This is a genomic window from Aureimonas sp. Leaf427, assembly GCF_001425485.1.
In the GTDB taxonomy this organism is placed as follows: Bacteria; Pseudomonadota; Alphaproteobacteria; order Rhizobiales; family Rhizobiaceae; genus Plantimonas.
This window is the reverse complement of record NZ_LMQW01000006.1, coordinates 25,079-50,414: the sequence shown is the minus strand read 5'-3', so window position 1 is coordinate 50,414 and position 25,336 is coordinate 25,079. Positions and strand designations below refer to the sequence as shown.

At 69.0% G+C, this 25,336-nt stretch carries 18 protein-coding genes; 12 read left to right on the top strand and 6 right to left on the bottom strand.

Annotated elements, in window-relative coordinates; genetic code table 11:
- Position 1: 1 nt before the first annotated feature.
- From ASG62_RS05975 to ASG62_RS05965, 3 genes are read left to right on the top strand one after another with little or no spacing between them, the layout of a single operon-like run.
- The gene (locus tag ASG62_RS05975) at positions 2–931 is read left to right on the top strand and encodes a DUF58 domain-containing protein (RefSeq protein ID WP_056689633.1); all 930 of its coding nucleotides are present in this window, start codon (positions 2–4) and stop codon (positions 929–931) included.
- A complete protein-coding gene (locus ASG62_RS05970; protein ID WP_056689636.1) occupies positions 931–3,834 on the top strand; it encodes a DUF4159 domain-containing protein in 2,904 nt (967 codons plus the stop codon). The genes ASG62_RS05975 and ASG62_RS05970 overlap by 1 nt, the downstream gene beginning before the upstream one ends.
- Complete coding sequence (locus tag ASG62_RS05965) at positions 3,831–5,909, top strand: hypothetical protein (protein WP_056689638.1); 2,079 nt, start codon at positions 3,831–3,833, stop codon at positions 5,907–5,909. Before ASG62_RS05970 ends, ASG62_RS05965 begins: the two co-directional genes overlap by 4 nt.
- A gap of 25 nt (positions 5,910–5,934) precedes the next feature.
- Here ASG62_RS05965 and ASG62_RS05960 read toward each other — a convergent pair whose 3' ends face one another.
- Positions 5,935–6,471: a GNAT family N-acetyltransferase gene (locus ASG62_RS05960; RefSeq protein WP_244487455.1), complete on the bottom strand. Its 537-nt coding sequence runs from the start codon at positions 6,469–6,471 to the stop codon at positions 5,935–5,937.
- A 324-nt stretch (positions 6,472–6,795) separates the two neighbouring features.
- Here ASG62_RS05960 and ASG62_RS05955 point away from each other — a divergent pair, with 324 nt between their 5' ends.
- A complete protein-coding gene (locus ASG62_RS05955) occupies positions 6,796–7,767 on the top strand; it encodes a glutathione S-transferase family protein (protein WP_056689641.1) in 972 nt (323 codons plus the stop codon).
- An 18-nt stretch (positions 7,768–7,785) separates the two neighbouring features.
- Here the strand turns inward: ASG62_RS05955 and ASG62_RS05950 are convergent, their stop codons facing one another.
- A complete protein-coding gene (locus ASG62_RS05950) occupies positions 7,786–8,187 on the bottom strand; it encodes an NUDIX domain-containing protein (RefSeq protein ID WP_244487457.1) in 402 nt (133 codons plus the stop codon).
- 105 nt (positions 8,188–8,292) lie between these two features.
- Here ASG62_RS05950 and ASG62_RS05945 point away from each other — a divergent pair, with 105 nt between their 5' ends.
- Positions 8,293–9,252, top strand: coding sequence for a metallophosphoesterase family protein (locus ASG62_RS05945; RefSeq protein ID WP_056689647.1), 960 nt, complete (start codon positions 8,293–8,295; stop codon positions 9,250–9,252).
- 128 nt (positions 9,253–9,380) lie between these two features.
- Entirely contained in the window at positions 9,381–10,544 is a 1,164-nt protein-coding gene (locus ASG62_RS05940; RefSeq protein ID WP_056689650.1) for a benzoate/H(+) symporter BenE family transporter, read from the top strand.
- A gap of 3 nt (positions 10,545–10,547) precedes the next feature.
- Here the strand turns inward: ASG62_RS05940 and ASG62_RS05935 are convergent, their stop codons facing one another.
- From ASG62_RS05935 to ASG62_RS05925, 3 genes are all read right to left on the bottom strand, one after another.
- Positions 10,548–11,183 (bottom strand): hypothetical protein, encoded by a 636-nt coding sequence (locus tag ASG62_RS05935; protein WP_056689653.1) that lies wholly within the window; start codon positions 11,181–11,183, stop codon positions 10,548–10,550.
- Between the two features lie 141 nt (positions 11,184–11,324).
- Positions 11,325–13,040: a 2-isopropylmalate synthase gene (gene leuA, locus ASG62_RS05930; RefSeq protein ID WP_056689656.1), complete on the bottom strand. Its 1,716-nt coding sequence runs from the start codon at positions 13,038–13,040 to the stop codon at positions 11,325–11,327.
- 364 nt (positions 13,041–13,404) lie between these two features.
- The gene (locus tag ASG62_RS05925) at positions 13,405–14,358 is read right to left on the bottom strand and encodes a diacylglycerol/lipid kinase family protein (protein WP_056689659.1); all 954 of its coding nucleotides are present in this window, start codon (positions 14,356–14,358) and stop codon (positions 13,405–13,407) included.
- A gap of 263 nt (positions 14,359–14,621) precedes the next feature.
- Here ASG62_RS05925 and ASG62_RS25345 point away from each other — a divergent pair, with 263 nt between their 5' ends.
- The 5 genes from ASG62_RS25345 to ASG62_RS05905 all read left to right on the top strand — a co-directional run bounded on the left by ASG62_RS25345 (position 14,622) and on the right by ASG62_RS05905 (position 23,133).
- Positions 14,622–14,795, top strand: a complete 174-nt coding sequence (locus ASG62_RS25345; protein WP_320409363.1) for a DUF1328 family protein — start codon at positions 14,622–14,624, stop codon at positions 14,793–14,795.
- A 147-nt stretch (positions 14,796–14,942) separates the two neighbouring features.
- Positions 14,943–16,460 carry a PRC-barrel domain-containing protein gene (locus ASG62_RS05920; protein ID WP_056689663.1) on the top strand — a complete coding sequence of 506 codons (1,518 nt, stop codon included), beginning with the start codon at positions 14,943–14,945 and terminating at the stop codon, positions 16,458–16,460.
- Positions 16,461–16,799: 339 nt separating this feature from the next.
- Positions 16,800–18,047, top strand: a complete 1,248-nt coding sequence (locus ASG62_RS05915) for an efflux RND transporter periplasmic adaptor subunit (RefSeq protein ID WP_056689666.1) — start codon at positions 16,800–16,802, stop codon at positions 18,045–18,047.
- Complete coding sequence (locus tag ASG62_RS05910; protein WP_082536960.1) at positions 18,044–21,250, top strand: efflux RND transporter permease subunit; 3,207 nt, start codon at positions 18,044–18,046, stop codon at positions 21,248–21,250. The genes ASG62_RS05915 and ASG62_RS05910 overlap by 4 nt, the downstream gene beginning before the upstream one ends.
- Positions 21,251–21,291: 41 nt before the next feature.
- Positions 21,292–23,133 (top strand): ABC-F family ATP-binding cassette domain-containing protein, encoded by a 1,842-nt coding sequence (locus tag ASG62_RS05905; protein ID WP_056689669.1) that lies wholly within the window; start codon positions 21,292–21,294, stop codon positions 23,131–23,133.
- A gap of 43 nt (positions 23,134–23,176) precedes the next feature.
- Here the strand turns inward: ASG62_RS05905 and ASG62_RS05900 are convergent, their stop codons facing one another.
- Complete coding sequence (locus tag ASG62_RS05900; RefSeq protein ID WP_056689672.1) at positions 23,177–23,479, bottom strand: HigA family addiction module antitoxin; 303 nt, start codon at positions 23,477–23,479, stop codon at positions 23,177–23,179.
- A 386-nt stretch (positions 23,480–23,865) separates the two neighbouring features.
- Here ASG62_RS05900 and ASG62_RS05895 point away from each other — a divergent pair, with 386 nt between their 5' ends.
- On the top strand, positions 23,866–25,233 hold the full coding sequence (locus ASG62_RS05895; RefSeq protein ID WP_056689675.1) for a DEAD/DEAH box helicase: 1,368 nt from the start codon (positions 23,866–23,868) through the stop codon (positions 25,231–25,233).
- The last annotated feature ends 103 nt before the right edge of the window (positions 25,234–25,336 follow it).

The following is a 25,336-nucleotide window of genomic DNA, read 5'->3' as shown; positions in this document are numbered from 1 at the left end:
CATGGCTGGCATCGGCGGCACGGTCGAGCTCACCTCCTCCGGCGACGCCCTGGTGCGGGCCCGCCAGCGGGCGGCGCTCCTGCCCGATCTCCTCGTCGAGGCGCAGCGCGTGGTCTCCACCGTCATCGCCGGCTGGCACGGCCGGCGCCGACGCGGCACCGGCGAGAATTTCTGGCAGTTCCGGCCCTTCGTGGACGGCGGCGAGGTCTCGCGCATCGACTGGCGCCGCTCGGCCCGGGACGACAGCCTCTATTTGCGCGACCAGGAATGGGAGGCGGCGCAGACGATCTGGCTCTGGGCCGATCCCTCGCCCTCCATGCTCTACAAGTCGAGGACCGCGCAGGTCTCCAAGGAATCGCGCGCCCTCGTCCTCGTCCTGGCGCTGGCCGATCTCCTGTCGCGCTCGGGCGAACGCGTCGGCTATCCCGGCGTGATGCAGCCGATCTCGGCGCGCAACGCGGCCGAGCGGATCGCGGGCGCGCTCCTGACCAACCGCCCGGACGACGGCTTTCCGCCCGACGACCGGCTGAAGCGCTTCAGCGAAGTGGTGCTCGTCAGCGACTTCCTCGATCCGGTGGACGAGATCGTCGCCAGGATCGACCGGATCGGGCGGCGCGGCATTCGCGGCCACCTCGTGCAGATCGTCGATCCCGCCGAGGAGAGCTTCCCCTATGCCGGGCGAACGGAGTTCCGCGATCCCGAGACGGGCGCCAAGCTGACCGCCGGCCGCGCCGAGGCGCTGCGGGAAGACTATCTCCACCTCTTCGCGGCCCGCAGAGCCCATATCGCCGAACATTGCCGCCGGCTCGGCTGGAGCTTCGTGCCGCACGGCACGGACCGGCTCGCCTCCGAAGCGCTCGTCGCGGTCCATAGCCGCCTCAGCGGCCTGCCGCAGGCCAGCGCGCGCAACAGCAACGGGACGCGCGGCTGATGGGTTTTCTCGGCCTCTCCTTCGGCGCACCGCTGGTCCTCGCGGGCCTTCTGTCGCTGCCGCTCATCTGGTGGCTCCTCAAGCTGACGCCGCCGCGTCCGCAGACGGAAGCCTTTCCGCCACTGCGCATTCTCGCCGAGGTGAAGCGCACGGAGGAAACGCCGGCGAAAAGCCCCTGGTGGCTGACGCTTCTGCGCCTTCTCCTCGCCGCGCTCGTCATCTTCGCGCTGGCGGCGCCCGTGCTGAACCCGAGCGAGGGCCGGCTTTCGGGCAGCGGCCCCGTCGCAATCCTCCTCGACAATGGCTGGGCCTCCTCGGGCGGTCCCGGCGGCGAGGCCTTCGATCTCCGGCGCGAGGCGGCGGCCGATCTCGTGCGCGAGGCGGGCGAGGCCGGGCGGCCAGTCGCGCTGGCGCTGTCCGCCGAAGGCGCATCCGACGACGCGACCCCGATCGAGGCATCGGTTGCGCTGGAGCGCCTCGGCGCCGCCGAGCCGCACCCGATCCCGACCGACCGCGCGAGCGCCGCCGCGCGCCTTGCGACCGCGCTCGGCGGAACCGCGCCGGGCTCGCTCGCCGTCCTCTCCGACGGACTCGATTCCGCAGGTTCCGCAGAGGCTCTCGCCTCGCTCGGCGCGCTCGGCGCTTCCCAGGCCCTCCTTTATCGCCCCGCCATCGACAGGCTCGTCGGCCTGACCGGCGCCGACAACTCGACCGAGGCACTCGTCGTCGACGGCGTCAGGCCCGCCGGCGCTTCCGAGGCGCGGCCCGTGCCGCTGCGGGCACTGGACGCGCAGGGGCGCGAGGTCGGGCGGGCGGTGCTCCCCTTCGCGGCGGGCGAGACCAAGGCCTCCGCCCGGTTCGAGATCCCCGTCGAGCTTCGAAACGACATCGCCCGGATCGAGGTCGAGGGCGCGGCGGATGCGGGCGCCGTCCGCCTCGTCGACGACAGCTTCCGCCGGCGCCGCGTCGGGCTCGTCTCCGGCGAGGCGGCCGATGCCGCGCAGCCGCTTCTCTCCCCGCTCTACTACATCACGCGCGCGCTCGAGCCCTTCGCCGATCTCGCCAGGGCCGAGAGCGCCGATCTCGCCACCGCCGTCCCCGCGCTGATCGAGCGCCGCCCCTCCGTGGTCGTGCTCGCCGATATCGGCGTGATGCCGGAGCCGGCGGAGGCGGCGCTCCGCCGCTTCGTCGAAACCGGCGGCGTGCTCGTGCGCTTTGCCGGGCCGCGCCTCGCCGCGACGACGGGCGAGGACCCGCTCGTGCCCGTGCGCCTGCGCTCGGGCGAGCGGCAGCTCGGCGGCTCGCTCTCCTGGTCGGAGCCGCAGCGCATCGCGCCGATCCCGGTCACGAGCCCTCTCGCGGGCATCGGCATCGGCGAGGACGTCACCGTGTCGCGGCAGATCCTGGCGGAGCCCTCCGCCGATCTCGCCTCCAAGACCTGGGTCAGCCTCCTCGACGGAACGCCCCTCGTGACCGCCGAGACGGTCGGCGCGGGCACGATCGTCCTCTTCCACGTCACCGCCGAGGCGACATGGTCGAACCTTCCGATCTCGGGCGCCTTCGTCGACATGCTCCGCCGCATCGTGACGCTGTCGCGCGCCGGCGGCCCCGCCGCCACGGCCGCGACCGGCACGGCTGCGCCCGCCGCCGCCGATCCGGCCGCACAAGCGGCTCCGCAGGTTGCGACCGAAAGCCTGCCGCCCTACCGCGTGCTCGACGCGGCCGGCCGGCTCGGTACGCCCGGCCCGCAGGTCGAGCCGCTGGTCGTCGGCGCGGCGGCGCCCGCGCCGAGCCTCAAGAACCCGCCGGGCCTCTACGGCAGCGAAGAGGGATACAGCGCCTTGAACCTCCTTGGACCCGATGCCGCGCTGGCGCCCCTCGGCCCCGACGCGCTGGGCGTTTCGGCCGCCGAGCTCGGCTACGGCCGCGAGGGCACGGTGGACCTCACGCCCTGGCTCTTCGCCGGCGCGCTCCTCCTCTTCCTTCTGGATGCGCTGGCCATGCTCTGGCTGAACGGCGCCGCACGCACGCTGTCGCGGCTTCGTCCGCGCGGCCAGGCGGTCCTTCCCGTGCTGGCCCTTCTTGCCCTCGGCGGGCTTCTCATCTCGTCGGGCGGTGCGGTCGCGCAGGATGCCGCCGCCGAGAAGGCGCGCGCCGAGGCGGCCATCGCGGCGACGGAGACGACGCATCTCGCCTATGTCGAGACCGGCGATTCTCAGACCGACGAGGTCTCCCGGCGCGGGCTCGACGGTCTCTCGCAGTTCATCGCCGCCAAGACCGCGCTGGAGCCGGGAGCGGCCGTCGGCGTCGATATCGCATCGGACGAGCTGGCCTTCTATCCGATCCTCTACTGGGCGATCGACGCTTCCGCGCCGATGCCGGCCGCCAGCGCGATCAGCCGGGTGGACGGCTATATGAAGCAGGGCGGCACCGTGCTCTTCGACGTGAAGGACGACGAGCTTTCCTCGCTCGACGACACGTCCGTCTCGCCCGGCCAGCGGCGCCTGCGCGACATTCTCGCCGATCTCGACATTCCGCCGCTGGAGCCCGTTCCGAGCGACCACGTCCTCACCAAGTCCTTCTACATCATGAAGGATTTCCCGGGCCGTCACACCGGCTCCGACCTCTGGGTCGAGGCGCTCGTGCGCGATCCGAATGCCGCGAGCCGGCCCGCCAATGCCGGCGACGGCGTCTCCTCGATCATGATCACGTCGAACGACTTTGCCGGCGCCTGGGCCGTCGACGAGGGCGGGCTCTTCCTCTACCCGACCGAAAGCTCCGATCCCTCGCAGCGCGAATATGCCTATCGGGCCGGGGTCAACATCGTGATGTACGTCCTGACCGGCAATTACAAAGCCGATCAGGTCCACGTTCCCGCGCTTCTGGAAAGGCTGGGCCAATGAGCTGGTCGATCAGCTTCGCCCCCTTCTTTTCCTGGACGGTGCTCGCCCTCCTCACGTCCGTCGCCGTGCTCCTGGCGGCGGCGCTCCTCCTCTCGGGCCTGCGCGGCGGGCTCCTGCGCGTCGCGGCGCTCGCGGCGCTGCTTCTCGCGCTGCTCAATCCCGTCGTGCTTCGCGAGGAGCGCGATCCGCTGAAGAGCGTCGTCGCGCTCGTGGTCGACCGCTCCCAGAGCCAGACGATCGAGACGCGCACGACGGAGACGAGCACCGCCGCCGAGGCTCTAAAGGAATCGCTGAAGCGCTTTCCCGAATTCGAGGTTCGCGAGGTCGAGGCCAATGCGGGAGCCGATCCCGGCGACGACGCGACGACCGCCCTCTTCGGCGCGCTGCGCGGCGCGCTGTCGGATGTCGCGCCGGCGCGGGTCGCGGGCGCGATCATGGTCACGGACGGGCAGGTCCACGACATTCCGACCGACGCGGCCGCGCTCGGCTTCGACGCGCCGATCCACGCGCTCGTCACCGGCCGGTCCGACGAGTTCGACCGGCGCATCGAGATCGAGAACAGCCCGCGCTTCGGCCTCGTCGAGCAGGACCAGCAGCTGACCTATCGTGTCATCGAGGACGGGCCGCGCGCCTCGCGCAATCCCGTCGAGGTCCGCGCCTTCCTCAACGGCGATCTCGTCTCGCGCGAGGAGGCCGTGCCGGGCTCGCCCGCGACGCTGACCTTCCGCCTGCCCCGCGCCGGCAAGAACATCGTCGAGGTTTCCGTCGCGCGCGATGCGGAAGAGATCACGCCGGTGAACAACCGCGCCATCGCGGTGGTCGACGGCATTCGCGAGAACCTGCGCGTGCTTCTCGTCTCTGGCGAGCCGCATGCCGGCGAGCGCACGTGGCGCAACCTCCTAAAGTCCGACGCCTCCGTCGATCTCGTGCACTTCACCATTCTGCGCCCGCCCGAGAAGCAGGACGGGACGCCGATCGACGAATTGTCGCTGATCGCCTTTCCGACCCGCGAACTCTTCGTGGAGAAGATCGAGGATTTCGATCTCATCATCTTCGACCGCTACCAGAGCCGCGGCGTTCTGCCCGCGCTCTACTTCGACTATATCGCCCAGTATGTGGAGAACGGCGGAGCGCTGCTGATCGCCTCCGGTCCCGAATATGCCGGGCCGGATTCGGTGGCGACCACCTCGCTCGCCTCGATCCTGCCGGCCCTGCCTACGGGCGAGATCGAGACGGTGCCCTTCCGCCCGACGCTCTCCGATCTCGGCCGCAAGCATCCGGTGACGCGCGACCTGCCGGGCGCCGGGGCGACGCCGCCGGACTGGAGTGAGTGGTTCCGCTCGATCGACGTCGGTGAGCCCGAGGGCGAAACGGTGATGAACGGGCCTTCCGGCAAGCCGCTCCTCGTGCTGAACCGGGCGGGAGAAGGCCGCGTCGCGCTGCTCCTCTCCGATCAGGGCTGGCTCTGGTCGCGCGGCTTCGAAGGGGGCGGGCCGCATGTCGCGCTGTTCCGGCGCCTCGCCCACTGGCTGATGAAGGAGCCCGAACTCGACGAGGAGGCGCTCGACGCCGAAGCGCGTGGCTCCGATCTCGTCATCACCCGCCAGACGATCGGCGACGATCCGGGTCCCGCGACGATCGTCACGCCGTCCGGCGGCGCGGTCACGGTGCCGCTGGTCGAGACCGGCGCGGGCCGCTGGGAGGGCACGCTGGCAACGACCGAACTCGGCCTCTATCAGGCGGCGAACGGCGATCTGTCCGCGCTCGCCAATGTCGGCCCGGTCAACCCGCGCGAGTATCGCGAGGCCGTCTCGACGACCGACAAGCTGAAGCCCATCGCGGACGCGACGCGCGGCAGCGTGCGCCGCATCGCGGAGGATGGCAGCGTCTCCGTTCCGCGCATCGTGCCGGTGCGCGGCCGGGCGGATGCCGACGGGCGCGACTGGATCGGCCTGAAAACGACGGAAGAGACGGTCCTGCGCGGCGTCGACCGCACGCCGCTCTTCGCCGGCTTCCTCGGCCTCGGCATCCTGCTCCTCGCCGTCTCCGCGACCTGGTATCGCGAGGGACGCTGACGCCCCACGGGATCTCGCGGGCGTTCTATCCGGCTGCGACTCGAATATCCCCCAGGAGGCCGACGGCCTCTTTCCGGCACCGGATGCCCTCGCGCCCCGTCACGCGCCCGCAAAGCCCCTCCAGTGCGCCCGCGCAGAGTGGAAGCGCCAGGAGGCGCGCGGGGTCGGCGGGGCCGGGCATGAGGACGGAGCCCGTCGGCAGGGGCACGTAGCCATGGGCGAGGTAATAGGGCGGATCGCCGACGAGGAGGATCACGGTCTCGCCCGCCTCGCGGGCGCTGCGCGCGGCGACGTCGAGGAGCGCCGCGCCGAGGCCGCGGCCCATGAAGGGCGGGCGCACGGCGAGCGGCCCCAGCATGACGGCCGGCCGGCCGCCGATCGCAATTCTAGACTGGCGCACGGAGCCGACGATCGCGTCTCCGAGCGAAGCGACGAAGGAGAGCGAGGGCTCGTGCCCCGCCATTTCGCGCACGCGCTCGGCGGCGCGCGAGAAGCGGCCGGGACCGAAGGCCTCCGAGGAGATCTCGGCGACCACGTCCGAATGGACGGACATTTCCGGCATGAACCGGACGTCGGGATATTGATGCATCATAAGGGCAGCGATCCGATGGGGCGCACTCGTTCGGAGCCCTCGCCGATCAGCGGATCGACAGCCGGGTCCGGTCTTGGACGGGCCCCTCTTCGGGGCGTGCGGTGGATCGTCGTCGCAGCATTCGTGCCGGCCTTCGCTCGCGGTCGCGCGCCTGCGGGGTTCTGCAGGACGCGAGGGCGCCCTCCTTCGCGGACGCACCCTTCGCGCATAGCATCGCAAAGCGCCGCGGCCAACACCTGTCCGTTCACGAGACCGCTTCTACCTTGCCTGTCGAGCTGGAATGGAGAGACGGGCATGGGCCTCTTGGTCGAGGGACGCTGGCAGGACAAGTGGTACGAGACGAAGGACGGCCGCTTCGAGCGCAAGGCGTCGAGCTTCCGCGACTGGGTGACGCCGGATGGCGGGCCGGGCCCGGACGGGCAGCGCGGCTTTCCCGCCGAGGCCGGGCGCTACCATCTCTACGTCTCCCTCGCCTGCCCCTGGGCCCATCGCACGCTGATCCTGCGCAAGCTCAAGGGTCTGGAGAAGGCGATTTCCGTCTCGGTCGTCGACTTCCTGATGGGCAGCGAGGGCTGGGTCTTCTCGGACAGGCCGGGCGCGATCCCCGACAGCGTCAACGGCAAGGCGCGGCTCTACGAGGTCTACACGGCGGCCGACCCCTCCTATACGGGCCGCGTCACCGTGCCCGTCCTCTGGGACAAGGCGACCGGGACGATCGTCAACAACGAGTCCGCCGAGATCATCCGGATGCTGAACGCCTCGTTCGACGCCTTCGGCAACGGCTCGCCCGATCTCTATCCGCCGGACCTCCGGCCTGAGATCGACGCGCTCAACGCCGACATCTACGACCGCGTCAACAACGGCGTCTACAAATGCGGCTTCGCGACCACACAGGCAGCCTACGAGACGCCGTTCCACGCGCTCTTCGACGCGCTGGATGGGCTCGAGGAGCGGCTTTCGACGAAGCGCTACCTTCTCGGCTCAAGGCCGACCGAGGCGGACTGGCGGCTCTTCACGACGCTGGTGCGCTTCGATCCGGTCTATGTCGGCCACTTCAAATGCAACAAGCGCCGCATCGCCGACTATCCCAACCTCTTCGGCTATCTGCGCGACCTCTACCAGACCCCCGGCATCGCCGAGACCGTGAACTTCGAGCACATCAAGGGCCACTACTATCAGAGCCACCCGACCATCAACCCGACCGGCATCGTGCCGCTCGGCCCAGACGAGGACCTGACGGCCCCGCATGGGCGGGAGGAGCTGTAACCCGTTTTACGTGACTCCCTACCAATACGGGTCCGGCGCGACCTCGCCGCGGGCTTCGGCCAGCCGGCGCAGCGTGCCGGCGGTGGTGCCGGCCGGCAGGGCGTCGAGGGCGTAGAAGCCGCTCTCGGCGATTTCGCGGTCGGCGGGCTTGGGGGCCGTCTGCACGGCGCCTTCGCAGCGATAGAGGAAGACGTGATCGCGGCGCGAGGCGGTGTTGTTGAAATGGACGCTGAGAAGCGCGGGCGGGTTCGGCAGATCGAGATGGCCCTCCTCGCGAAGCTCGCGGCGCACGGCCTCCTCGATCGTCTCGCCGGGATCGACGCCGCCGCCGGGCAGGTGCCAGCCGGACACGTAGGTGTGTCGCACGAGGAAGACGCGGCCGGCCGCGTCGAAGGCGATGACGCGGACGCCGAGCGTCATGGGGCGCAGGACGACGTGGGCCAGATGGAAAAGACGGAGCTTCACGTGCGGTTTCCACCGCTTGCCGCTCTTTCCGCGAGCCGCCGGCCGGCTAGATGAGGGCTCATGTTCCGACTTGCTCATCTCTCCGACATCCATCTCGGCCCGCTGCCGGAGCTCTCCTTGCGGGAGTTCGCGTCCAAACGCATCACGGGCTACGTCAACTGGCACCGCAACCGGCGGCGCATGATGTTCGGCGACACGCTGATCTCGCTCGTCGCCGACATGAAGGCGCAGGCGCCCGACCATGTCGCCGTGACCGGCGACCTCGTCAACCTCGCGACCAAGACCGAGACGCATGCCGCCGCTCTTTGGCTGCAGCAGCTGGGCGCGCCGAACTTCGTCTCTGTCGTGCCCGGCAATCACGACGCCTACGTGCCGGGCGCGCTGCGGCGCGCCTGCAACGAATGGCACGACTACATGCTGGGCGACAATCCGTCCGCCGAGATCGGCCATCTCTTTCCCTATATGCGCGTGCGCGGCAACGTGGCGATCTTCGGCACATCCAGCGCGGAGGCGACGGCGCCCTTCCTCGCCACCGGCACGTTCAAGCGGCGTCAGGCGCTGGCGCTGGCAAAGCAGCTCCAGGCGGCGAAGTCGCTCGGCCTCTTCCGCGTGGTGATGATCCACCATCCGCCGATTTCGGGCTCCACCTCCTGGCACAAGCGGCTGATCGGCAAGCAGTTCTTCTCCAAGGTGCTGCGCGAGGTCGGGGCGGATCTCGTTCTGCACGGTCACACGCATCTCGACACGGTGAACTGGCTGGCGGGAACGGACGGGCTGGTGCCGGTCGTCGGCGTGCCCTCGGCGAGCCAGAGCGCCGGTTCGGAAAAGCCGGCCGCGCGCTACAACCTCTTCGAGATCGACGGTGAGCCCGGCAATTTCACCGTGACGCAACGCGAGCGCGGGCTTCGCGCTGATGGCAGCGGGATCGACTGGATCCGGCATCGCCAGCTGATGAAGAACGGCGAGGCCGTCGATGTCGGCCCGAAGGCGGATGCCAAGCCAGCCCTCGGCGCGGCCTGACGTTCTGGAAAGGCGGCCTGACGCTTCGGTAGAAGCGGCCTGACGCTTCTTGCGAAGCATGTTGCGTCGGGGCCTCGACGGATCGTAGGGAGGATGGACTTCATCGTCCCGATCGGACCCTCCCGTCCATGACGCATCCTCCTTCGGCTTCGGCCGTCTCGGCCGGCCTGCTCGCGGCCTTCGTCGGCTTCGCCTCGTCCTTCGCGGTCATCCTCCAGGGGCTGACGGCCGTCGGCGCCAGCAAGGCGGAGGCCGCGTCCGGCCTGATGGCGCTGTCGGTGGCGATGGGCGTCTGCGGCATCGTCCTTTCGCTCCGGACGAAGATGCCGATCTCGGTCGCCTGGTCGACGCCGGGCGCGGCGCTGCTCGCCACCTCGGCCTTGCCGGCCGGCGGGTTTCCGGCGGCGGTCGGCGCCTTCGTCGTGGCGGCGGCGCTCGTCGTCGCGGCCGGGCTCCTGCGCCCGCTCGGCCGCGCCATCGCGGCCATCCCCGCTTCGCTCGCCAGCGCCATGCTGGCCGGCGTCGTCTTCGGCCTCTGCCTCGCGCCGGTGAAGGCGATCGCGGCCGATCCCCTCTCCGGCCTCCTCGTCGCGGGGTCCTGGCTGGTCATGACGCGAATCCGGCGGCTTCTCGCCGTACCGGTCGCGGCGCTCGTCGCGGGCGTGCTGATCGTCCTTGGCAAGGGCCTGCCGCCCGCGGATGCGGCGCTGCTGCCGCATCCGATCCTGGTCGTGCCGAGCTTCGATGCGACCGACATGATCGGCATCGCCCTGCCGCTCTTCCTCGTGACCATGGCCTCCCAGAACATTCCGGGCCTCGCGATCCTGCGCGTCAACGGCTACGCGCCGGAGCCCGGTCCCCTCTTCCGCATGACGGGCCTGTTCTCGATCCTCTCGGCGCCCTTCGGCGGGCACGCGGTCAATCTGGCCGCGATCACGGCGGCGATCTGCGCGGGGGACGAGGCGGGGCCGAACCGGGCGGCGCGCTACTGGGCGGCCGTCGTCTCGGGCTTCGGCTATATCGTCTTCGGTCTCGCCGCGGGTCTCGTCACGGCCTTCGCGGCGCTGGAGCCTGTGCTGATCCAGGCCGTGGCGGGGCTGGCGCTGATCGGGGCCTTCGCCAGCGCCCTGCAGGGTGCGATGGCGGTCGTCGAAGAGCGCGAGGCGGCGGCGGCGACCTTCCTGGTCACGGCCTCGGGCATCGCCTTTCTCGGCATCAGCCCGGCCTTCTGGGGCCTCGTCGCGGGCGCCGCGACCTTGGCCGTCACGCACCTCGGAAAGGCGAAAGCCTGAGGTTCAGCTCGGCGCCAGTCCGAAGATCGACGTGATGCCGATGAAGGCGGAGACGCCGAGGAACATGCCGATCACGAGGATCGAGATCGCATAGGCGAAGATCGTCGGCAGCTTCAGGCGGACGCCCGCCCCCAGACGCAGCGCGTCGAACTCGCGGAACGGAGAGGCCGCGCCGCTCTCGGCTAGGGCGTCCTCGCGCCCCGCGCGGCCGAAGCCGTCGGTCTCGGCGAAGGCCTTGTCGCGCTCCACGATGCGCTCGGCGACATAGGCGACGACGCGATCGGCGATCTCCTTCGGGTAGGTCGATTCGGCGAGCATCTTGCGCCCGATCCGCGTCTCGCGGACGAAGCGATAGGTGCGCCGGTCGCGGGCCATCGAGACATGGGCCGTCCCGTCCACCCAGTATCGGGGCTGCGGCCCGCCGGAAATGGTGAAGTCGAAGAGGTCGTCGCCGGCCGGCATCTCGTCCACGACCGGCTGCATCTCCTCGGCGAAGATCTCCAGCCGGGCCCGGTCGGCCTCGCGGATATCGACCACGACGTCGCTGCGCTGAGCGGCCGAAATCTTGGCCGCCCGCACGGCGTCGGCAAGGCGGCGGCTCCCCTTCAGGGAGGCTACGTTGTCCTTGCCCTCGCTCATGGCCGTCCCCGCTCGCAGTCTTTCATCATTCGTTCACCATAGGGTCGGAACGAGCGAAGGAAAACAGGCACCCGGCCGCCGCGACGATTTAATCACGCAAACGAGAGGCAGGGTGCCTTGGAGGTTCGAGGCGCAGGCGCCTCAGGACGAGCCGAGGATGCGGTTCGCCGCCGAGACCAGAGCTTCGAGCGAGGAGACGACGATGTTCTGGTTGATGCCCGCGCCGAAGAGGCGTCCACCGGAATGCTCGATTTCCATGTAGGCGATCGCAGTCGCGTTGGAGCCGCGCTGGAGCGAGTGCTCGGAATAGTCGGCGACCGACATATCGAGCCCGAAATGGCGGTTCAGCGCGTCCGCGAAGCCGTCGACCGGGCCCGTGCCCCGCCCTTCGATCCGCGTCTCGACGCCGCCGTCGAGAATGGTCGCCTCGACGATCCGCGCGCCCCGCCGGTCGGGATCGGGCAGCGTGTGGTGATCGACGAATTTCAGCCGCGCGCCGGGCTGCTCGATATAGCGCTCGATGAAACGCTCGTAGATGCGCTTCACCGGCAGCTCGCGCCCCTCCTCGTCAGTGATGCGCTGGATGTCCTCGCGGAACTCGACTTGGAGGTTGCGCGGCAGGTTCAGCCCGTAATCGGCCTGCAGCACATAGGCGATGCCGCCCTTGCCCGACTGCGAGTTGATGCGGATGATCGCCTCGTAGGAACGGCCGACATCCTGCGGGTCGATCGGCAGATACGGCACTTCCCAATGCGGCGTGTTGGAGGCGCGCGCCGCCTTCATGCCCTTGTTGATCGCGTCCTGATGCGAGCCGGAAAAGGCGGTGTAGACGAGTTCGCCGACATAGGGGTGCCGCTCGCCGACGCTCAGCTGGTTGCAGTACTCGTAGACCTCGCGGATGCGGTTGATGTCGGAGACGTCGAGGCCGGGGTCGACGCCTTGCGTCATCATGTTCAAGGCCAGCGTGACGAGATCGACATTGCCCGTGCGCTCGCCATTGCCGAAGAGCGTGCCCTCGACGCGGTCGGCGCCAGCCAAAAGGCCCAGCTCGGTCGCCGCGATGGCCGTGCCCCGGTCGTTGTGCGGGTGGAGCGAGAGGATGATGCTCTCGCGATTGTCGAGATTTCGGCTCATCCACTCGATCTGATCGGCGTGGATGTTCGGCGTCGACATCTCGACCGTCGCGGGCAGGTTCAGGATCAGCCGGTTCTCCGGCGTCGGCTGCACGATCGCCGTCACGGCGTTGCAGATCTCGAGCGCGAATTCCAGTTCGGTGCCGGTGAAGCTCTCCGGCGAATACTCGAAGCGGAAGTCGCCGCCGGCCTTCGCCGCCATGTCGGTGATCATCTTGGCGGCGTCGGTCGCGATGTCGCGGATGCCGGCGCGATCCTTGCCGAAGACGACGCGGCGCTGGAGCTCGCTCGTGGAATTGTAGAAGTGCACGATCGGACGGCGCGCGCCCTCCAGGCTCTCGAAGGTGCGCTGGATCAGCTCCGGCCGGCACTGGACCAGCACCTGCAGGGACACGTCCTCGTCGGTCTCGCCCTTTTCGACGCACCAGCGCGTGAAGTCGAAATCGGTCTGCGAGGCCGACGGGAAGCCGATCTCGATCTCCTTGAAGCGCATGAACTTCAGGAGCTGGAAGAAGCGCTCCTTGCGCTCCTGGCCCATCGGATCGACCAGCGCCTGATTGCCGTCGCGCAAATCCACCGAGCACCAGATGGGCGGTGTCTCGATGCGCTTGCCCGGCCAGGTGCGGTCCGGCAGATCGACGGCGGGATAGGGCTGATACTTCGCGCTGGCCTTGGCCATGGGCGAGGCCGGCACGGAAGCCGGCTGAATGTTCTGGGCGGACATGGAATTTCTGGACCTTCGGCGCTCGTCCTCGGACGGCGGCGCCCGTCAACAAGGGGCCGCCGCATGCGTCTTCGGATGTTTTCACGATCGTGGCAAGAAAAAGGGGCCGTGGTCGCTGAACGAACCGGCTCGACCGCCGGACGCCCCTTCGACTATCGGGTCCGACGATCGCTTCTAAGCGCGCGAAGAAGGAGCGGCTTGCGGGCCCGCGCCATGGCGAGACCGGTCGCGAGCGACAGGGTCAGGACCAGGAGAAGGGCGGGGACAAACGACATGTCACCCAAGCTATCCAAAGCGCGGCGCATTGCAAGCCCCATTCGCGCGGCATCGACGAAAGCACGGTCCGCCGCCTGTCTTCCAAGCCCTAAGCCGCCCCCTTCGCGACCGAGACGCCCCGCTCCGCATCGGTCAGCCACGTCGCCTCCTTCGGCGCCAGGACCTTCAGAGCCTTGGCGTGGAGCACGATCTCGCTGCGGTCCTTGGCATCCGACAGCTCGCCGTCCCGAACCGCGCGATGGTGCGTGTGCCGGCCCTGATAGTCGACGACGACGGAGGTCGCCCGATAGACGGCGAGCGAGGGATTGTTGCGCCAATTGCCGAAGAGAATGTCGAGCGTCAGCTTGGCGACGGCGCCGACCTTGCGGGTCGTGCAGATGTAGATGCCGAGTTCGCCGCCGCGCGGGTCGTCGGCATAGGGCAGATGCCATTCGCCGTAGAGATTGTTGGAGATGGCGAGCGCCGGCGTCTTCAGGCGCTTGGTCTCGCCGTCCATGTCGATCTCGATCTCGATCTTCGGCAGGCTGCGCAGCGTCGTCAGGATCGCGCGCGTCGTGGCGAACATCTTGCCGAAGCGCGATCCGTAGTCGAGCCGCTCGCGCAGGCGCACCATGCGGGCATGCATGCCGACGGCGAACTGGTGGACGAAGGGCTCGCCGTTGACCGTCGCGATGTCGACGTCGACGAGGATGCCGTCCGCCAGCGCCGCGACGGCCTGGGGCAGGCTCTGCGGGATCTGGAGCGTGCGGGCGAAGAGGTTCATCGTGCCGGCGGGCAGGATGCCGAGCGCGATCGGCTTGCCCATCAGCGCCGAGGCCGCCGTCGAGACCGTGCCGTCGCCGCCGCCGACGAGAAGGACGTCGATATCGTCACGCCGCGCCGCGGTCTCGATGGCTTCCACGACATCGCCACCGGCGACCCTTGCGACCTCCGCCGTGTGGCCGTGCATCTTGAACTCGCTCTCGATCAGCTCGGAAAACACATCGAGGTCGGTCGTCTTCAGCGTGCCGCCGTCCTGATTGAGAATCACCGCAATCTTCATGAAATTCCGACCCCGGCCGCCTTGCGGACGTTCCTTGCTGAAAAGAATGAAACGTCCCTTCGACCCGCTGCCCGGGCCACGTCCGTCTCCCCCGACGACGGGGAGAGACGGGCCGGACGAGCTACGCAAACCGCTGAGGGACGCCCCTCCCCGCCGCCCTTGCGAGCGCCGGCGAGAGTTCGAGCCCAAGGAACCTCCGGCAGGACGGCTCGTTCCACGGTCCTGTCTCACAAGCCCGGCCATCGGCCGCGGCGTCATCCGGAGTGTCCGAAGTGATCGAATGGATCGTCATCCTCCTCATCGTCGCCGCGATCGCCAGCCTGCTCGGATTCCAGGGCGTCGCCGGCGTGTCGACGGGCCTTGCGAAGGTGCTGATCTTCATCGTCCTCGCCGGTCTCCTGGTTCTCCTCCTGTTCGGATTTCTCGTCTTCGCCTGAGGCGAAAAGGCGCGATCGACGAGCGCTTTTCGGGAACCATCCGAGACGCCGGGCACTTCTCAATCCTGTGTAGACGCGACGCAGACGGCCCATCCGGCCGCTTGGCGAAGCAAGCAGAAACCCTTTCATCAGACGAGGAAAACCGCCATGATTCGCAAGCTTCTCGCGACGACGGCCCTTGCCAGCGTTATCGCCACCGGCGCCTTTGCGCAGACCGCGACGACGACGACCGAGCCCGCAGCCGCCACGACGACCGATGCGACCGCACCGGCCATGGGCACGACCGGCGCCACGACGGCCGCCGCCGGCGCCTATCTTCAGCGCGCCGAGACCGACCAGTGGCTCGCCACGCAGCTGGACGGACTGAACCTCTATCCGAGCGCCGCGGCCGATGCCGCTTCCAACGGTGAGATCGACGATCTCCTCGTCGGCAAGGACGGCAAGGTCGTCGCCTTCGTGGTCGACACCGCCGGCCTCGACGACGACAAGACCGTCGCCGTCCCCTTCGACAAGCTGACTTGGTCGATGGACCAGAACAACCAGCCCCGCGCCGTCCTGACGGCGACCCGCGAGGAGCTGACGGCGGCCCCCGAGTTCCAGGACGACACGGCTCGTGAAGCCGCGGCCGGCGGCGCGATGGCGCCGGGCACCGGCACGGCCATGGCGCCCGCCGATGGCACGGCCATAGCGCCGGCAACCGGCACCGCCGCGACCACGACGGCCACCGCCCCGAGCGGCCAGCCGGATGCGAACGGCTACCTGGCCATGGCGTCGGCCGACCAGTTCGTGGCCGACGAGATCGTGGGCGAGAAGGTCTATTCCGGCACGGCCGAGAATGCCGAGACGATCGGCGATGTGAACGATCTCGTCATCGGCAAGGACGGGCAGATCGCGGCGGCCGTGATCGGCGTCGGCGGCTTCCTCGGCCTCGGTGAGAAGAACGTGGCCGTTCCCTTCGCCGACCTGCAGATGGTCGCCGATGCCGATGGCGACGACATTCGCCCGGTTCTGGCCGCCACCAAGGAACAGCTGACGAACGCGCCGACCTTCGAGACGCGCTCCACCGCACAGACCGCCGCCAACACGGTCGATAGCGGCGCTGCCGCCGTCGGTTCCGCTGCCGGCGCGGCCGCCGGTGCCGTGACGGGCGCTGCGACCTCCGCCGCGAACACGACTGCGGACGCCGCCAACAGCATGGCGACGGGCGCTCAGAACTCGATGGCTGCCGCCACGACGGCCGGCACGGACGCGGCCACGACGGCTTCGACCACCGGCGACGTCAACGACCGCGCCTCGATGACGCAGGCAACCGGCGCCGATCTCACGGCGGAACGTCTCGTCGGCACCAAGGTCTACGGTCCGAACGACCGCTCGATCGGCAATGTCGGCGATATCGCGCTGACGACCGAAGGTCAGGTCGACGCGGTGATCATCGATGTCGGTGGCTTCCTCGGCCTCGGCGCCAAGCCTGTCGCGGTCGCCATGGACAACCTGCAGTTCATGAAGGACAACAGCGGCTCCCTGTATCTCTACACGTCCTTCACCGAAGACCAGCTGAAGCAGGCGCCCGAGTACAACCGGGACTCCTATGCCGAGAACCGCGCCACGATGCGCGTGACCCCCGGCACGACCCTGCCGGCCACCGGCACGGCGCCGGCCCAGTAAGGCCCGACGCTTCGAAGACCATGGAAGGGCTCGCCGCAAGGCGGGCCCTTTTCGCATGCAGGACGGCGCCTGCAGGGCGGACTGAGAGGCCATCTGAAAAGTCCTCGGGTCGGCCCTGCCGTGCTTTTCCGGCGTCACTTCGTTGCCGATCCTCGCCGATGCCCCCGACATCGACTGCGTTCGGCGCCTCGTGAGCGCCGAAGAATCCCTCGACGGTCCTCCGCCGGGGACGTCTCAGACAGCCTCTTACCAAAAGTTATGGGGCGGTCCCCATCTTCCTCCTGTATCCTTCCCTCTTCCGGTCCCGAGCGACCCACCAGCAGAAAGCCAGCGCGCCGAATGGGCTTCCTGAAGCAGATTCTCGTCACCCTCGCCGTCGTCCTCCTCGCCGGCCTTGCCTGGATCGCGGTCGACGCGCGTCCCGGACAGGCGATCCAGAACTCCAAGCTTCCCCTGCCGGGCTTCGTCCGCTCCGCCGTCGCGGCTATCTCGGCGGAGCCCAAGGCCGACAAGGTCGGCGCGACGCAGGCGCCGGGCTCGGCCGGCGGGCGCGCCTCGGCGATCGTCGTCGCGGGCACGGTCGCCGATGCCGAGACGCGCACGCGCATGCGCGCCATCGGCTCCGGCGAGGCCGAGCGCTCCGTCACCGTCTATCCCGACGTCACCGGCATCATTCGGGTCGTCCCGTTCAAGTCCGGCGATGCGGTCGCGGCCGGCGACATCCTCTCCATCCTCGAAAACGACGCCGAGACCGTCGCGGTCGAGCGCGCCCGGCTGGCGCTCGAGGCCGCGCAGGAAAAGGTCGACCGCGTCGCCCGCCTTCAGGCCTCCCGCGCCGTGACCAATGTCGAGGTGACGGACGCGACCCGCGAGCGCGAGAACGCGCGGCTCGACCTCCGGGCCGCCGAGATCGCGCTGGACAAACGCACGATCCGCGCGCCCATTCCCGGCCGCGTCGGCATCGTCGGCGTGGACACCGGCGATCTCGTGACGGGGCAGACCGTCATCGCCACGATCGACGACCGCGCCCGGCTGAAGGTCAATTTCTACACGCCGGAAGCCTTCGTCCAGGAGCTCTCCATCGGCGCCGAAATCGACGCCCAGAGCGTCGCGCGCCCCGACCGGAGCTACAAGGGCCGCATCACCGCCCTCGAAAGCCGCCTCGACGAGGCCAGCCGGACGCTTCGCACGGAGGCGACGATCGACAACCCGAACGACCAGCTGCGCCCCGGCATGTCCTTCACGATCAGCCTCGCGCTGGCCGGCGAAAGCTTCCTCGCCGTCGATCCGATGGCCGTCGTCTGGGAGCGCACCGGCCCGATCGTCTGGAAGATCCAGGGCACCGACGTCGCCAAGACGCCGGTGCGCATCGTGGAGCGCACGATCGACAAGGTGCTGGTCTCGTCCGACGTGTTGAAGGCCGGCGACGAGGTCGTGATCGAGGGGCTTCAGTCGGTGCGCGAAGGCGGCAAGATCGAGGTTCAGAACCGGGTCGCCCCCGCCCCGCTGCCGACGGCGGATGCGGGAACGGCCGCGCCCGCCGAGATCGCGCAAGGTGCCGGGACCTCCGGGACGGCCGCGCGATGAGCGCCGAGATGGAGACGCACGGGCCCGCCGCACCCGCAGCGGAGGCGCGGCCGGAAAAGCCGGACGGCATCACGGCCTTCACGAGCCTCTTCATCCGGCGGCCGGTCCTCACGATCGTCATCAATCTTCTGATCGTCGTCGCCGGCCTTGCCGCCTTCAACGCGGTCGAGATCCGCGAACTGCCGAATGTCGATCGCCCGGTCATCACGGTTTCGATCGAGTTCGAAGGGGCTTCGCCCGAGGCGGTGGACCGGCAGATCACCAGCGAGGTCGAAAGCGCCGTCGCGCGCGTCTCCGGCATCGCCTCGGTCTCCTCGCGCTCGCGCTTCGGCGACAGCCAGGTCACGATCGAGTTCACCGACACGACCGATCTCAACGTCGCCGCCAGCGACGTGCGCGATGCGATCAGCCGCATCTCCAACTCGCTGCCCGACGAGGCGGAGGAGCCGCGCATCGTCAAGGCGGATGCCGACGCGCAGCCGATCATGCGCCTTGCGGTGCTCGCGCCGAACATGGCGATCGAGGACCTCACCACGCTCGTCGAAGACCGCATTTCCGACCAGCTCGCCGCCGTGGAGGGAGTCGCGGATCTCCAGCTGACCGGCGAGCGCGAGCGGCTGATCTATGTCGATATCGAGCCGGACCGGCTCGCGACGCGGGGCCTGACGCTCGGCGACGTCTCGACCGCGCTCGCCAATGTCGCCCTCGACGTTCCCGCCGGATCGCTCGCCTCGCCGACGCAGGACCTCATCGTGCGCGCGGACGCCAACGTGACCTCGCCGGAGGAGTTCGAGAAGATCTGGCTGAACGACCGCACGCGCCTCGGCGACGTCGCCAGCGTGCGATTCGGCCCGGACGAGGCCGCCTCGCAGCAGCGGGTGAACGGGCAGACCGGCGTCGGCCTCGGCGTCGTCCGGCAGGCCGGCTCCTCGACGCTCGACATTTCCGACGGCATCCGCCGCGAGGTCGCGAACCTCAACTCCACGCTGCCGGACGGCGTCGAGGTGCGCGTGACGAGCGACGACGCGGTCTTCATCAAGGGCGCGATCCACGAGGTGGAGCTGGCGCTGATCCTCGCCGTCGTCATCGTGGTCGCGGTGATCTTCCTCTTTCTCCTCAACATCCGCGCGACGATCATACCGGCGCTGACCATGCCGATCGCGCTGATCGGCGTCATCGCCTTCATCTATCTCGTCGGCTTTTCCATCAACATCCTGACCCTCCTCGCCCTCGTCCTGGCGACCGGCATGGTGGTGGACGACGCGATCATCGTTCTGGAAAACATCGTGCGCCACCGCGACATGGGGGCCAGCCCGCAGGCGGCGGCGGTGATCGGCACGCGCGAGGTCTTCTTCGCCGTCATCTCGACCACGGCGACGCTCGCCGCCGTCTTCATCCCCATCTCCTTCCTGCCGGGCGCGGCGGGCGGTCTCTTCCGCGAGTTCGGCTTCGTGCTCGCCATGTCGGTCACGATCTCGGCCTTCATCGCCCTGACGCTCTGCCCGATGCTTGCCGCCAAGTTCCTGAAGGCGAGGGAGGACGAGGCGAAGCCCGGTGTCGTCCATCGCTCGATCGGCCGATTCGGCACGTGGCTCGCCAAGGTCTACGCGACGGGCCTTCGCGCCTGTCTCGCCCTGCCCTTGCTGGTGGTGGTCGCGTCCTGCGCCTTCTCCTTCGCCGCCTATCTGACCTTCCTCACCCTGCCGCAGGAGCTGACGCCGAGCGAGGATCGCGGCGTCGTCCTCATGAGCATCACCGCGCCGCAGAGCGCCAGCCTCGACTACACGTCCGGCCAGCTCCGGCGGATCGAAGAGATCGTGATGCCTTACGTCCAGTCGGGCGAGGCGACGAACGTCTATGCGATTTCCGGGCGTGGGGCGGCCAATACCGGCTTCATGAGCTTGACGCTGGCGGACTGGGCCGTGCGCGAGCGCACGCAGCAGCAGATCGTGGCGGAGATCAACGGCAAGCTTCGGCAGGTGGCGGGCGTGCGCGCCGTCGCCATCCAGCCGAACTCGCTCGGCATCCGGGGCGGCGGCCAGGGGCTGCAGTTCGCCATCGCCGGCCAGAATTTCGAGGAGATCGCCAAGACCGCCGACAGCTTCCTCGCCGCCATGCGCGCGGACGGGCGCTGGGGCCGCGTGCAGCTGTCGCAGGACGCGACGCAGCCGCAGCTCTCCGTCGTGATCGACCGCGCGCGCGCCTCCGATCTCGGCATCAACATCGACGGGCTCGCCACCGCCATCCAGGCCCTGCTCGACGGGCGCGAGATCGCCCAGACCTATGTCGAGGACAAGCAGGTTCCGGTGAAGCTCGTCGCAACCTCCAGCCCGATCAACGATCCCGGCGACCTCGCCAATATCTTCGTGAAGGCCAAGGACGGACGGCTCGTGCCCATGTCGACCGTGGCGCGCGTCGACGAGCAGCCGATCGCCCCCGCCCTCACCCGCGAGGACCGCTCGCGCGCGGTCTCGCTGACGGCCAACCTGCCGGAGGGCTATTCCATCCAGCAGGCCTGGGACGACGTCCAGGCCTTCGCGCCGGGCAAGGTGCCGGCGACGATGCGCCTCGTGCCGCTGGCGGAGGCGAAGACGCTGACCGACACGTCGGGCGGGCTCGCGCTCGTCTTCGGCTTCGCGATCGTCATCATCCTTCTCGTGCTCGCCGCGCAGTTCGAGAGCTTCGTCTCGGCGCTGATCATCATCGCCGTCGTGCCGCTCGGCCTTGCCTGCGCGGTCTTCGCCCTCGCCTTCTTCGGCATCAGCCTCAATCTCTACAGCCAGATCGGGCTGGTGCTCCTCGTCGGCATCATGGCGAAGAACGGCATCCTGATCGTGGAATTCGCCAACCAACTCCGCGAGGAAGGCATGGGCCTTCGCGAGGCCACGGAGGAAGCCTCGCTCGTGCGGCTTCGCCCTGTGATGATGACCATGGTGGCGACCGTCGTCGGCGGCGTTCCGCTGATCTTCGCGACGGGCGCCGGCGCGGAGGCGCGCGTCTCGCTCGGCTACGTCATCGTCGGCGGCCTCGGCCTCGCCACCTTCGCGACGCTCTTCGTCACGCCCGTCGCCTATCTCATCCTCGGCCGCTTCTGGTCCCCCAACACGGCCAAGTCCGCCTCGCTCCAGCGCGAGATCGCGCTCGCCGAACGCATGGCGCGCGACCGCGGCGACGGCGCGGGGCATGCGGTGCCGGCGGAGTGATGCGGCTTTCCGCGCGAGCTCCGAACGGGTAGGAGACGCCCATGGCACTTCCTCCCCTTCTTCGTCTCGACGGCGTCAAGCTGACCTTCGGCGGCACGCCGCTTCTCACCGGCGTCGAGCTCAGCGTCCTGCCGGGCGACCGGATCGCGCTGGTCGGGCGCAACGGCTCGGGCAAGTCGACGCTTCTCAAGATCGCCGCCGGCATCGTAGAAGCCGATAGCGGCGAGATCTTCCGCCAGCCCGGCGCCACGATCCGATATCTCGCGCAGGAGCCCGATTTCGGCGATGCGACGAGCGTCGAGTCCTACGTCGCGGGCGGGCTCGGGCCGGCCGACGACGTCTACCGCGTGACGCGCATGATGGAGGCGCTCGGCCTCGATCCGCAGGCGCGCCCGGTCGATCTGTCCGGCGGCGAGGCGCGGCGTGCGGCGCTGGCGCGGGTGCTCGCGCCCGAGCCGGACATCATCCTTCTCGACGAGCCGACCAACCATCTGGATCTGCCGACCATCGAATGGCTGGAAGAGGAGGTGCGCTCCCTGAAGAGCGCGCTCGTCGTCATCAGCCACGACCGGCGCTTCCTCGAGCGCACGACCGGGGCCACCGTCTGGATCGATCGCGGCGGCGCGCGGCGCATCAACGAAGGCTTTGGCGCTTTCGAGGCTTGGCGCGACAAGGTGCTGGAGGAGGAAGAGCGCGATCTCCAGAAGCTCGACCGCAAGATCGTGCGCGAGGAGCACTGGCTGCGCTACGGCGTCTCCGCCCGGCGAACGCGCAACGAGCGGCGCCTGCGCGAGCTGCACGAGCTTCGCTCCGACCGCAAGAACGTGCGTCGCGCCGTCGGCATGGCCGAGATGACGGCCGGCGAGACGCGCGAGAGCGGGAAACTGGTGATCGAGGCGATCAACATCTCGAAGGGCTACGGGACCCGCACGCTCGTCGACGACTTCTCCATGCGCATCCTGCGCGGCGACCGGGTCGGCTTCGTCGGCCCGAACGGCGTGGGCAAGACGACGCTCCTGAAGATGCTGATCGGCGAGGTGAAGCCCGATTCCGGTCGCGTGCGCCTCGGCACCAATCTCGATCTCGCCTTTCTCGACCAGAAGCGCGCGGCGCTGAACGACGGGCTCTCCGTCTCCGCTGCGCTCACCGATGGGCGCGGCGATCAGGTCATGGTCAATGGCGAGCCGCGCCACGTCGCGGGCTATCTGAAGGACTTCCTCTTCTCGCCCGAGCAGATCCGCACGCCCGTCGGCAATCTCTCGGGCGGCGAGCGGGCGCGCCTGCTTCTGGCCAAGACCATGGCGACGCCGGCCAATTTCCTGGTGCTGGACGAGCCGACCAACGATCTCGACATGGAGACGCTCGATCTCCTGCAGGAGCTGATCGCCAACTATCCCGGCACCGTCCTTCTCGTCTCCCACGATCGCGACTTCCTCGACCGGACGGTGACGAGCTGCGTCACGCCGGGCGCAGACGGCAAGTGGATCGAATATGCCGGCGGCTATTCGGACATGCTCGCCCAGCGCCGGGGCGAGGCGAAGGAGGCCAAGCGCGCGGGCAAGGGCGGCCGCAACCCCGACCTCGCCTCCCCCGCCAAGGTCGCTGCCGCCCTTTCCCCCCATGCCGGCCAGGGCACACCCTCGAACGCCAAGCTCTCCTACAAGCAGAAGTTCGCGCTGGAGACCCTGCCGAAGACGATCGCCGGGCTGGAAAAGGACATCGCCAAGCTCGAAGCCGACATGGCCGACCCCCAGCTCTTCACCAAGGACCCCGCGAAGTTCGGCAAGCTAGCGAGCACGATGGACGAAAAGCGAGCGGCTCTGGCGAAGGCGGAGGACGAGTGGCTGGAGTTGGAAATGCTGAAGGCGGAAATGGAGGGGTAGGCATCACTCCGGTCGCGATTGCGCGGCCAGCTGGTCGGCCGGTTCAAGCCGCGCGGTCGAGGGGCTCGATCGCCTCGAGTTCGGCTTCCAGCCTCTTCGCCTCCGTTTCCAGCTCGTAGGCCTGCTGGAAGTTCATCCAGAAGTCCGGCGTGGTGCTGAAAAGCCTTCCGAGACGGAGAGCCGTGTCCGCGGAAAGACCGATCTCCTCGCGTACGATGCGTTCGATGCGGCTGCGCGGAAGGCCCAGTCTCTTGGCGAGAGCCCCCGCGCTCATTCCCAGCGGCACGAGATACTCCTCGCGGAGAAACTCCCCGGGATGAAGGGGCCGGGCAAACGGAAGAGCCATGGGACTGCCTTTCATCGGACGTGGCGACCGGTCAGTGATCATCGAGCTCTGCTCGAGAGATGTACCATGGAGTTGTGTTAGTCTCGGCACCAAAGCTCCATTGCACTCGGTGATGCAACGTCGTCCAATGGCCGCGACCCCTCGTCCGTCCAGTGGATGAAGGCCCTCCCGCTCTTGACGCACCGCACAACGAAGCGCATATGGCTCTTTGTAACGCCATGATCGCGCTGCGCCCGTTCTGTCCTCTCTGGATTTTTATCGAGCGCACGCCGGACTCTTTCGATGTCCGGCCATGGCCCGTGCCGTTCCGTCGCTGTTCAAGCGCGAAGACGTTCGGCCGCTTCGCGGGGCTCCAAGAGCCCCCGCACGATTTCTGAAGGCATTCCTTGACCCATACGACGTTTGCGACGCTCGGTCTTTCCGACGTCCTGCTCACCGCGCTTGCGAGCGCCAATCTGACCCAGCCGACCCCGATCCAGGCGCAGGCGATTCCCGCCCAGCTCGCCGGACGCGACGTTCTCGGCATCGCCCAGACCGGCACCGGCAAGACCGCCGCCTTCGCCCTTCCCGTCATCCACCAGATGCTGGCCTCCGGCGGCAAGGCGCGTCCGAAGACGCCGCGCGCCGTCTTCATGGCCCCGACCCGCGAGCTCGCCTCGCAGATCGCCGAGACCGTCGAGAAGTTCATCGCCGGCACGGCGCTTCGCCAGCACGTCGTCTTCGGCGGCGTCTCCGCCCGCCCGCAGACGGAAGCGCTGCGCCGCGGCGTCGACATCGTCGTCGCCACGCCCGGGCGCCTGCTCGATCTCATGGATCAGGGCGCGGTCTCGCTCGGCGAGGTCGAGTTCGTCGTTCTCGATGAGGCCGACCGCATGCTCGACATGGGCTTCGTGCGCGACGTCATGCGCATCGTCCGCTCGCTGCCGACCAAGCGCCAGTCCCTCCTCTTCTCGGCCACCATGCCACAGAACGTGGAGTCGCTCGCGGCCAAGATCCTGAAGGACCCGGTTCGCGTCGAGGTGACGCCCGAGGTCGTGACGGTCGAGAAGATCGAGCAGAGCGCCTATCTCGTGCCGCAGAAGGCCAAGAAGCACTGGCTGATCAAGCATCTGGCCGACGAGAGCCTGAACAAGGTCGTGGTCTTCACGCGCACCAAGCATGGCGCGAACCGACTGGCCGAAGACCTCGGCAAGGCCGGCATCGACGCTGCCGCCATCCATGGCAACAAGAGCCAGGCCGCCCGCCAGAAGGCGCTCTCGACCTTCCACGAGGGCAAGATGCGCGTGCTGGTGGCGACCGACATCGTCGCGCGCGGCATCCACGTCAACGATATCAGCCACGTCGTGAACTTCGACCTGCCGGAAGAGCCGGAAAGCTACGTCCACCGCATCGGCCGCACGGCGCGCGCCGGAAAGTCCGGCTATGCGATCGCGCTCGTCGATCCGACGGAGCGGGCCAAGCTGCGCTCCATCGAGCGGCTGACCGGCCAGCGCTTCGACCTGAAGGAATCCGAGTTCGCGTCCTCCGAGCTCGCCGCGATGGAAGAAGAGCGCGCGCGTCCGCCGCGCCAGGATCGTCCGCGCGGCGCCAAGCCTTCGGGCGCACCGAACGGCAACCGCCAGGGCCGCCCGTCCGGCCATGGCAAGCCTGCCGGCGCACCCGGCGGCGCCAACCGCTCGGCCAAGCCCGCCGGCGGCGGCAATCGCCGCCCGCAGCGCAGCCGCACCTCCGCGCCCCGCGCCGCCACGTCCTGACAATGATCCGGGGCGCTTCGGCGCCCCCTCGATGATTTTGAAGCGCCCGGGAGCCCCCTCTCCCGGGCGCTTTTGCGTTCGGGGTGCCGGCTTCGGTCGGGTT

Excerpts from the sequence above, each read along its gene's own strand:
- ASG62_RS05920 (WP_056689663.1), top strand. The coding sequence starts at position 14,943 with ATGATTCGCAAGCTTCTCGCGACGACGGCCCTTGCCAGCGTTATCGCC.
- ASG62_RS05905 (WP_056689669.1), top strand. The coding sequence starts at position 21,292 with ATGGCACTTCCTCCCCTTCTTCGTCTCGACGGCGTCAAGCTGACCTTC.
- ASG62_RS05950 (WP_244487457.1), bottom strand. The coding sequence starts at position 8,187 with ATGACGCTCGGCGTCCGCGTCATCGCCTTCGACGCGGCCGGCCGCGTC.
- ASG62_RS05975 (WP_056689633.1), top strand. The coding sequence starts at position 2 with ATGGCTGGCATCGGCGGCACGGTCGAGCTCACCTCCTCCGGCGACGCC.
- ASG62_RS05925 (WP_056689659.1), bottom strand. The coding sequence starts at position 14,358 with ATGAAGATTGCGGTGATTCTCAATCAGGACGGCGGCACGCTGAAGACG.
- ASG62_RS05955 (WP_056689641.1), top strand. The coding sequence starts at position 6,796 with ATGGGCCTCTTGGTCGAGGGACGCTGGCAGGACAAGTGGTACGAGACG.
- ASG62_RS05915 (WP_056689666.1), top strand. The coding sequence starts at position 16,800 with ATGGGCTTCCTGAAGCAGATTCTCGTCACCCTCGCCGTCGTCCTCCTC.
- ASG62_RS05900 (WP_056689672.1), bottom strand. The coding sequence starts at position 23,479 with ATGGCTCTTCCGTTTGCCCGGCCCCTTCATCCCGGGGAGTTTCTCCGC.
- ASG62_RS05965 (WP_056689638.1), top strand. The coding sequence starts at position 3,831 with ATGAGCTGGTCGATCAGCTTCGCCCCCTTCTTTTCCTGGACGGTGCTC.
- ASG62_RS05910 (WP_082536960.1), top strand. The coding sequence starts at position 18,044 with ATGAGCGCCGAGATGGAGACGCACGGGCCCGCCGCACCCGCAGCGGAG.
- ASG62_RS05960 (WP_244487455.1), bottom strand. The coding sequence starts at position 6,471 with ATGCCGGAAATGTCCGTCCATTCGGACGTGGTCGCCGAGATCTCCTCG.
- leuA (WP_056689656.1), bottom strand. The coding sequence starts at position 13,040 with ATGTCCGCCCAGAACATTCAGCCGGCTTCCGTGCCGGCCTCGCCCATG.
- ASG62_RS05945 (WP_056689647.1), top strand. The coding sequence starts at position 8,293 with ATGTTCCGACTTGCTCATCTCTCCGACATCCATCTCGGCCCGCTGCCG.
- ASG62_RS05970 (WP_056689636.1), top strand. The coding sequence starts at position 931 with ATGGGTTTTCTCGGCCTCTCCTTCGGCGCACCGCTGGTCCTCGCGGGC.
- ASG62_RS05940 (WP_056689650.1), top strand. The coding sequence starts at position 9,381 with ATGACGCATCCTCCTTCGGCTTCGGCCGTCTCGGCCGGCCTGCTCGCG.
- ASG62_RS05935 (WP_056689653.1), bottom strand. The coding sequence starts at position 11,183 with ATGAGCGAGGGCAAGGACAACGTAGCCTCCCTGAAGGGGAGCCGCCGC.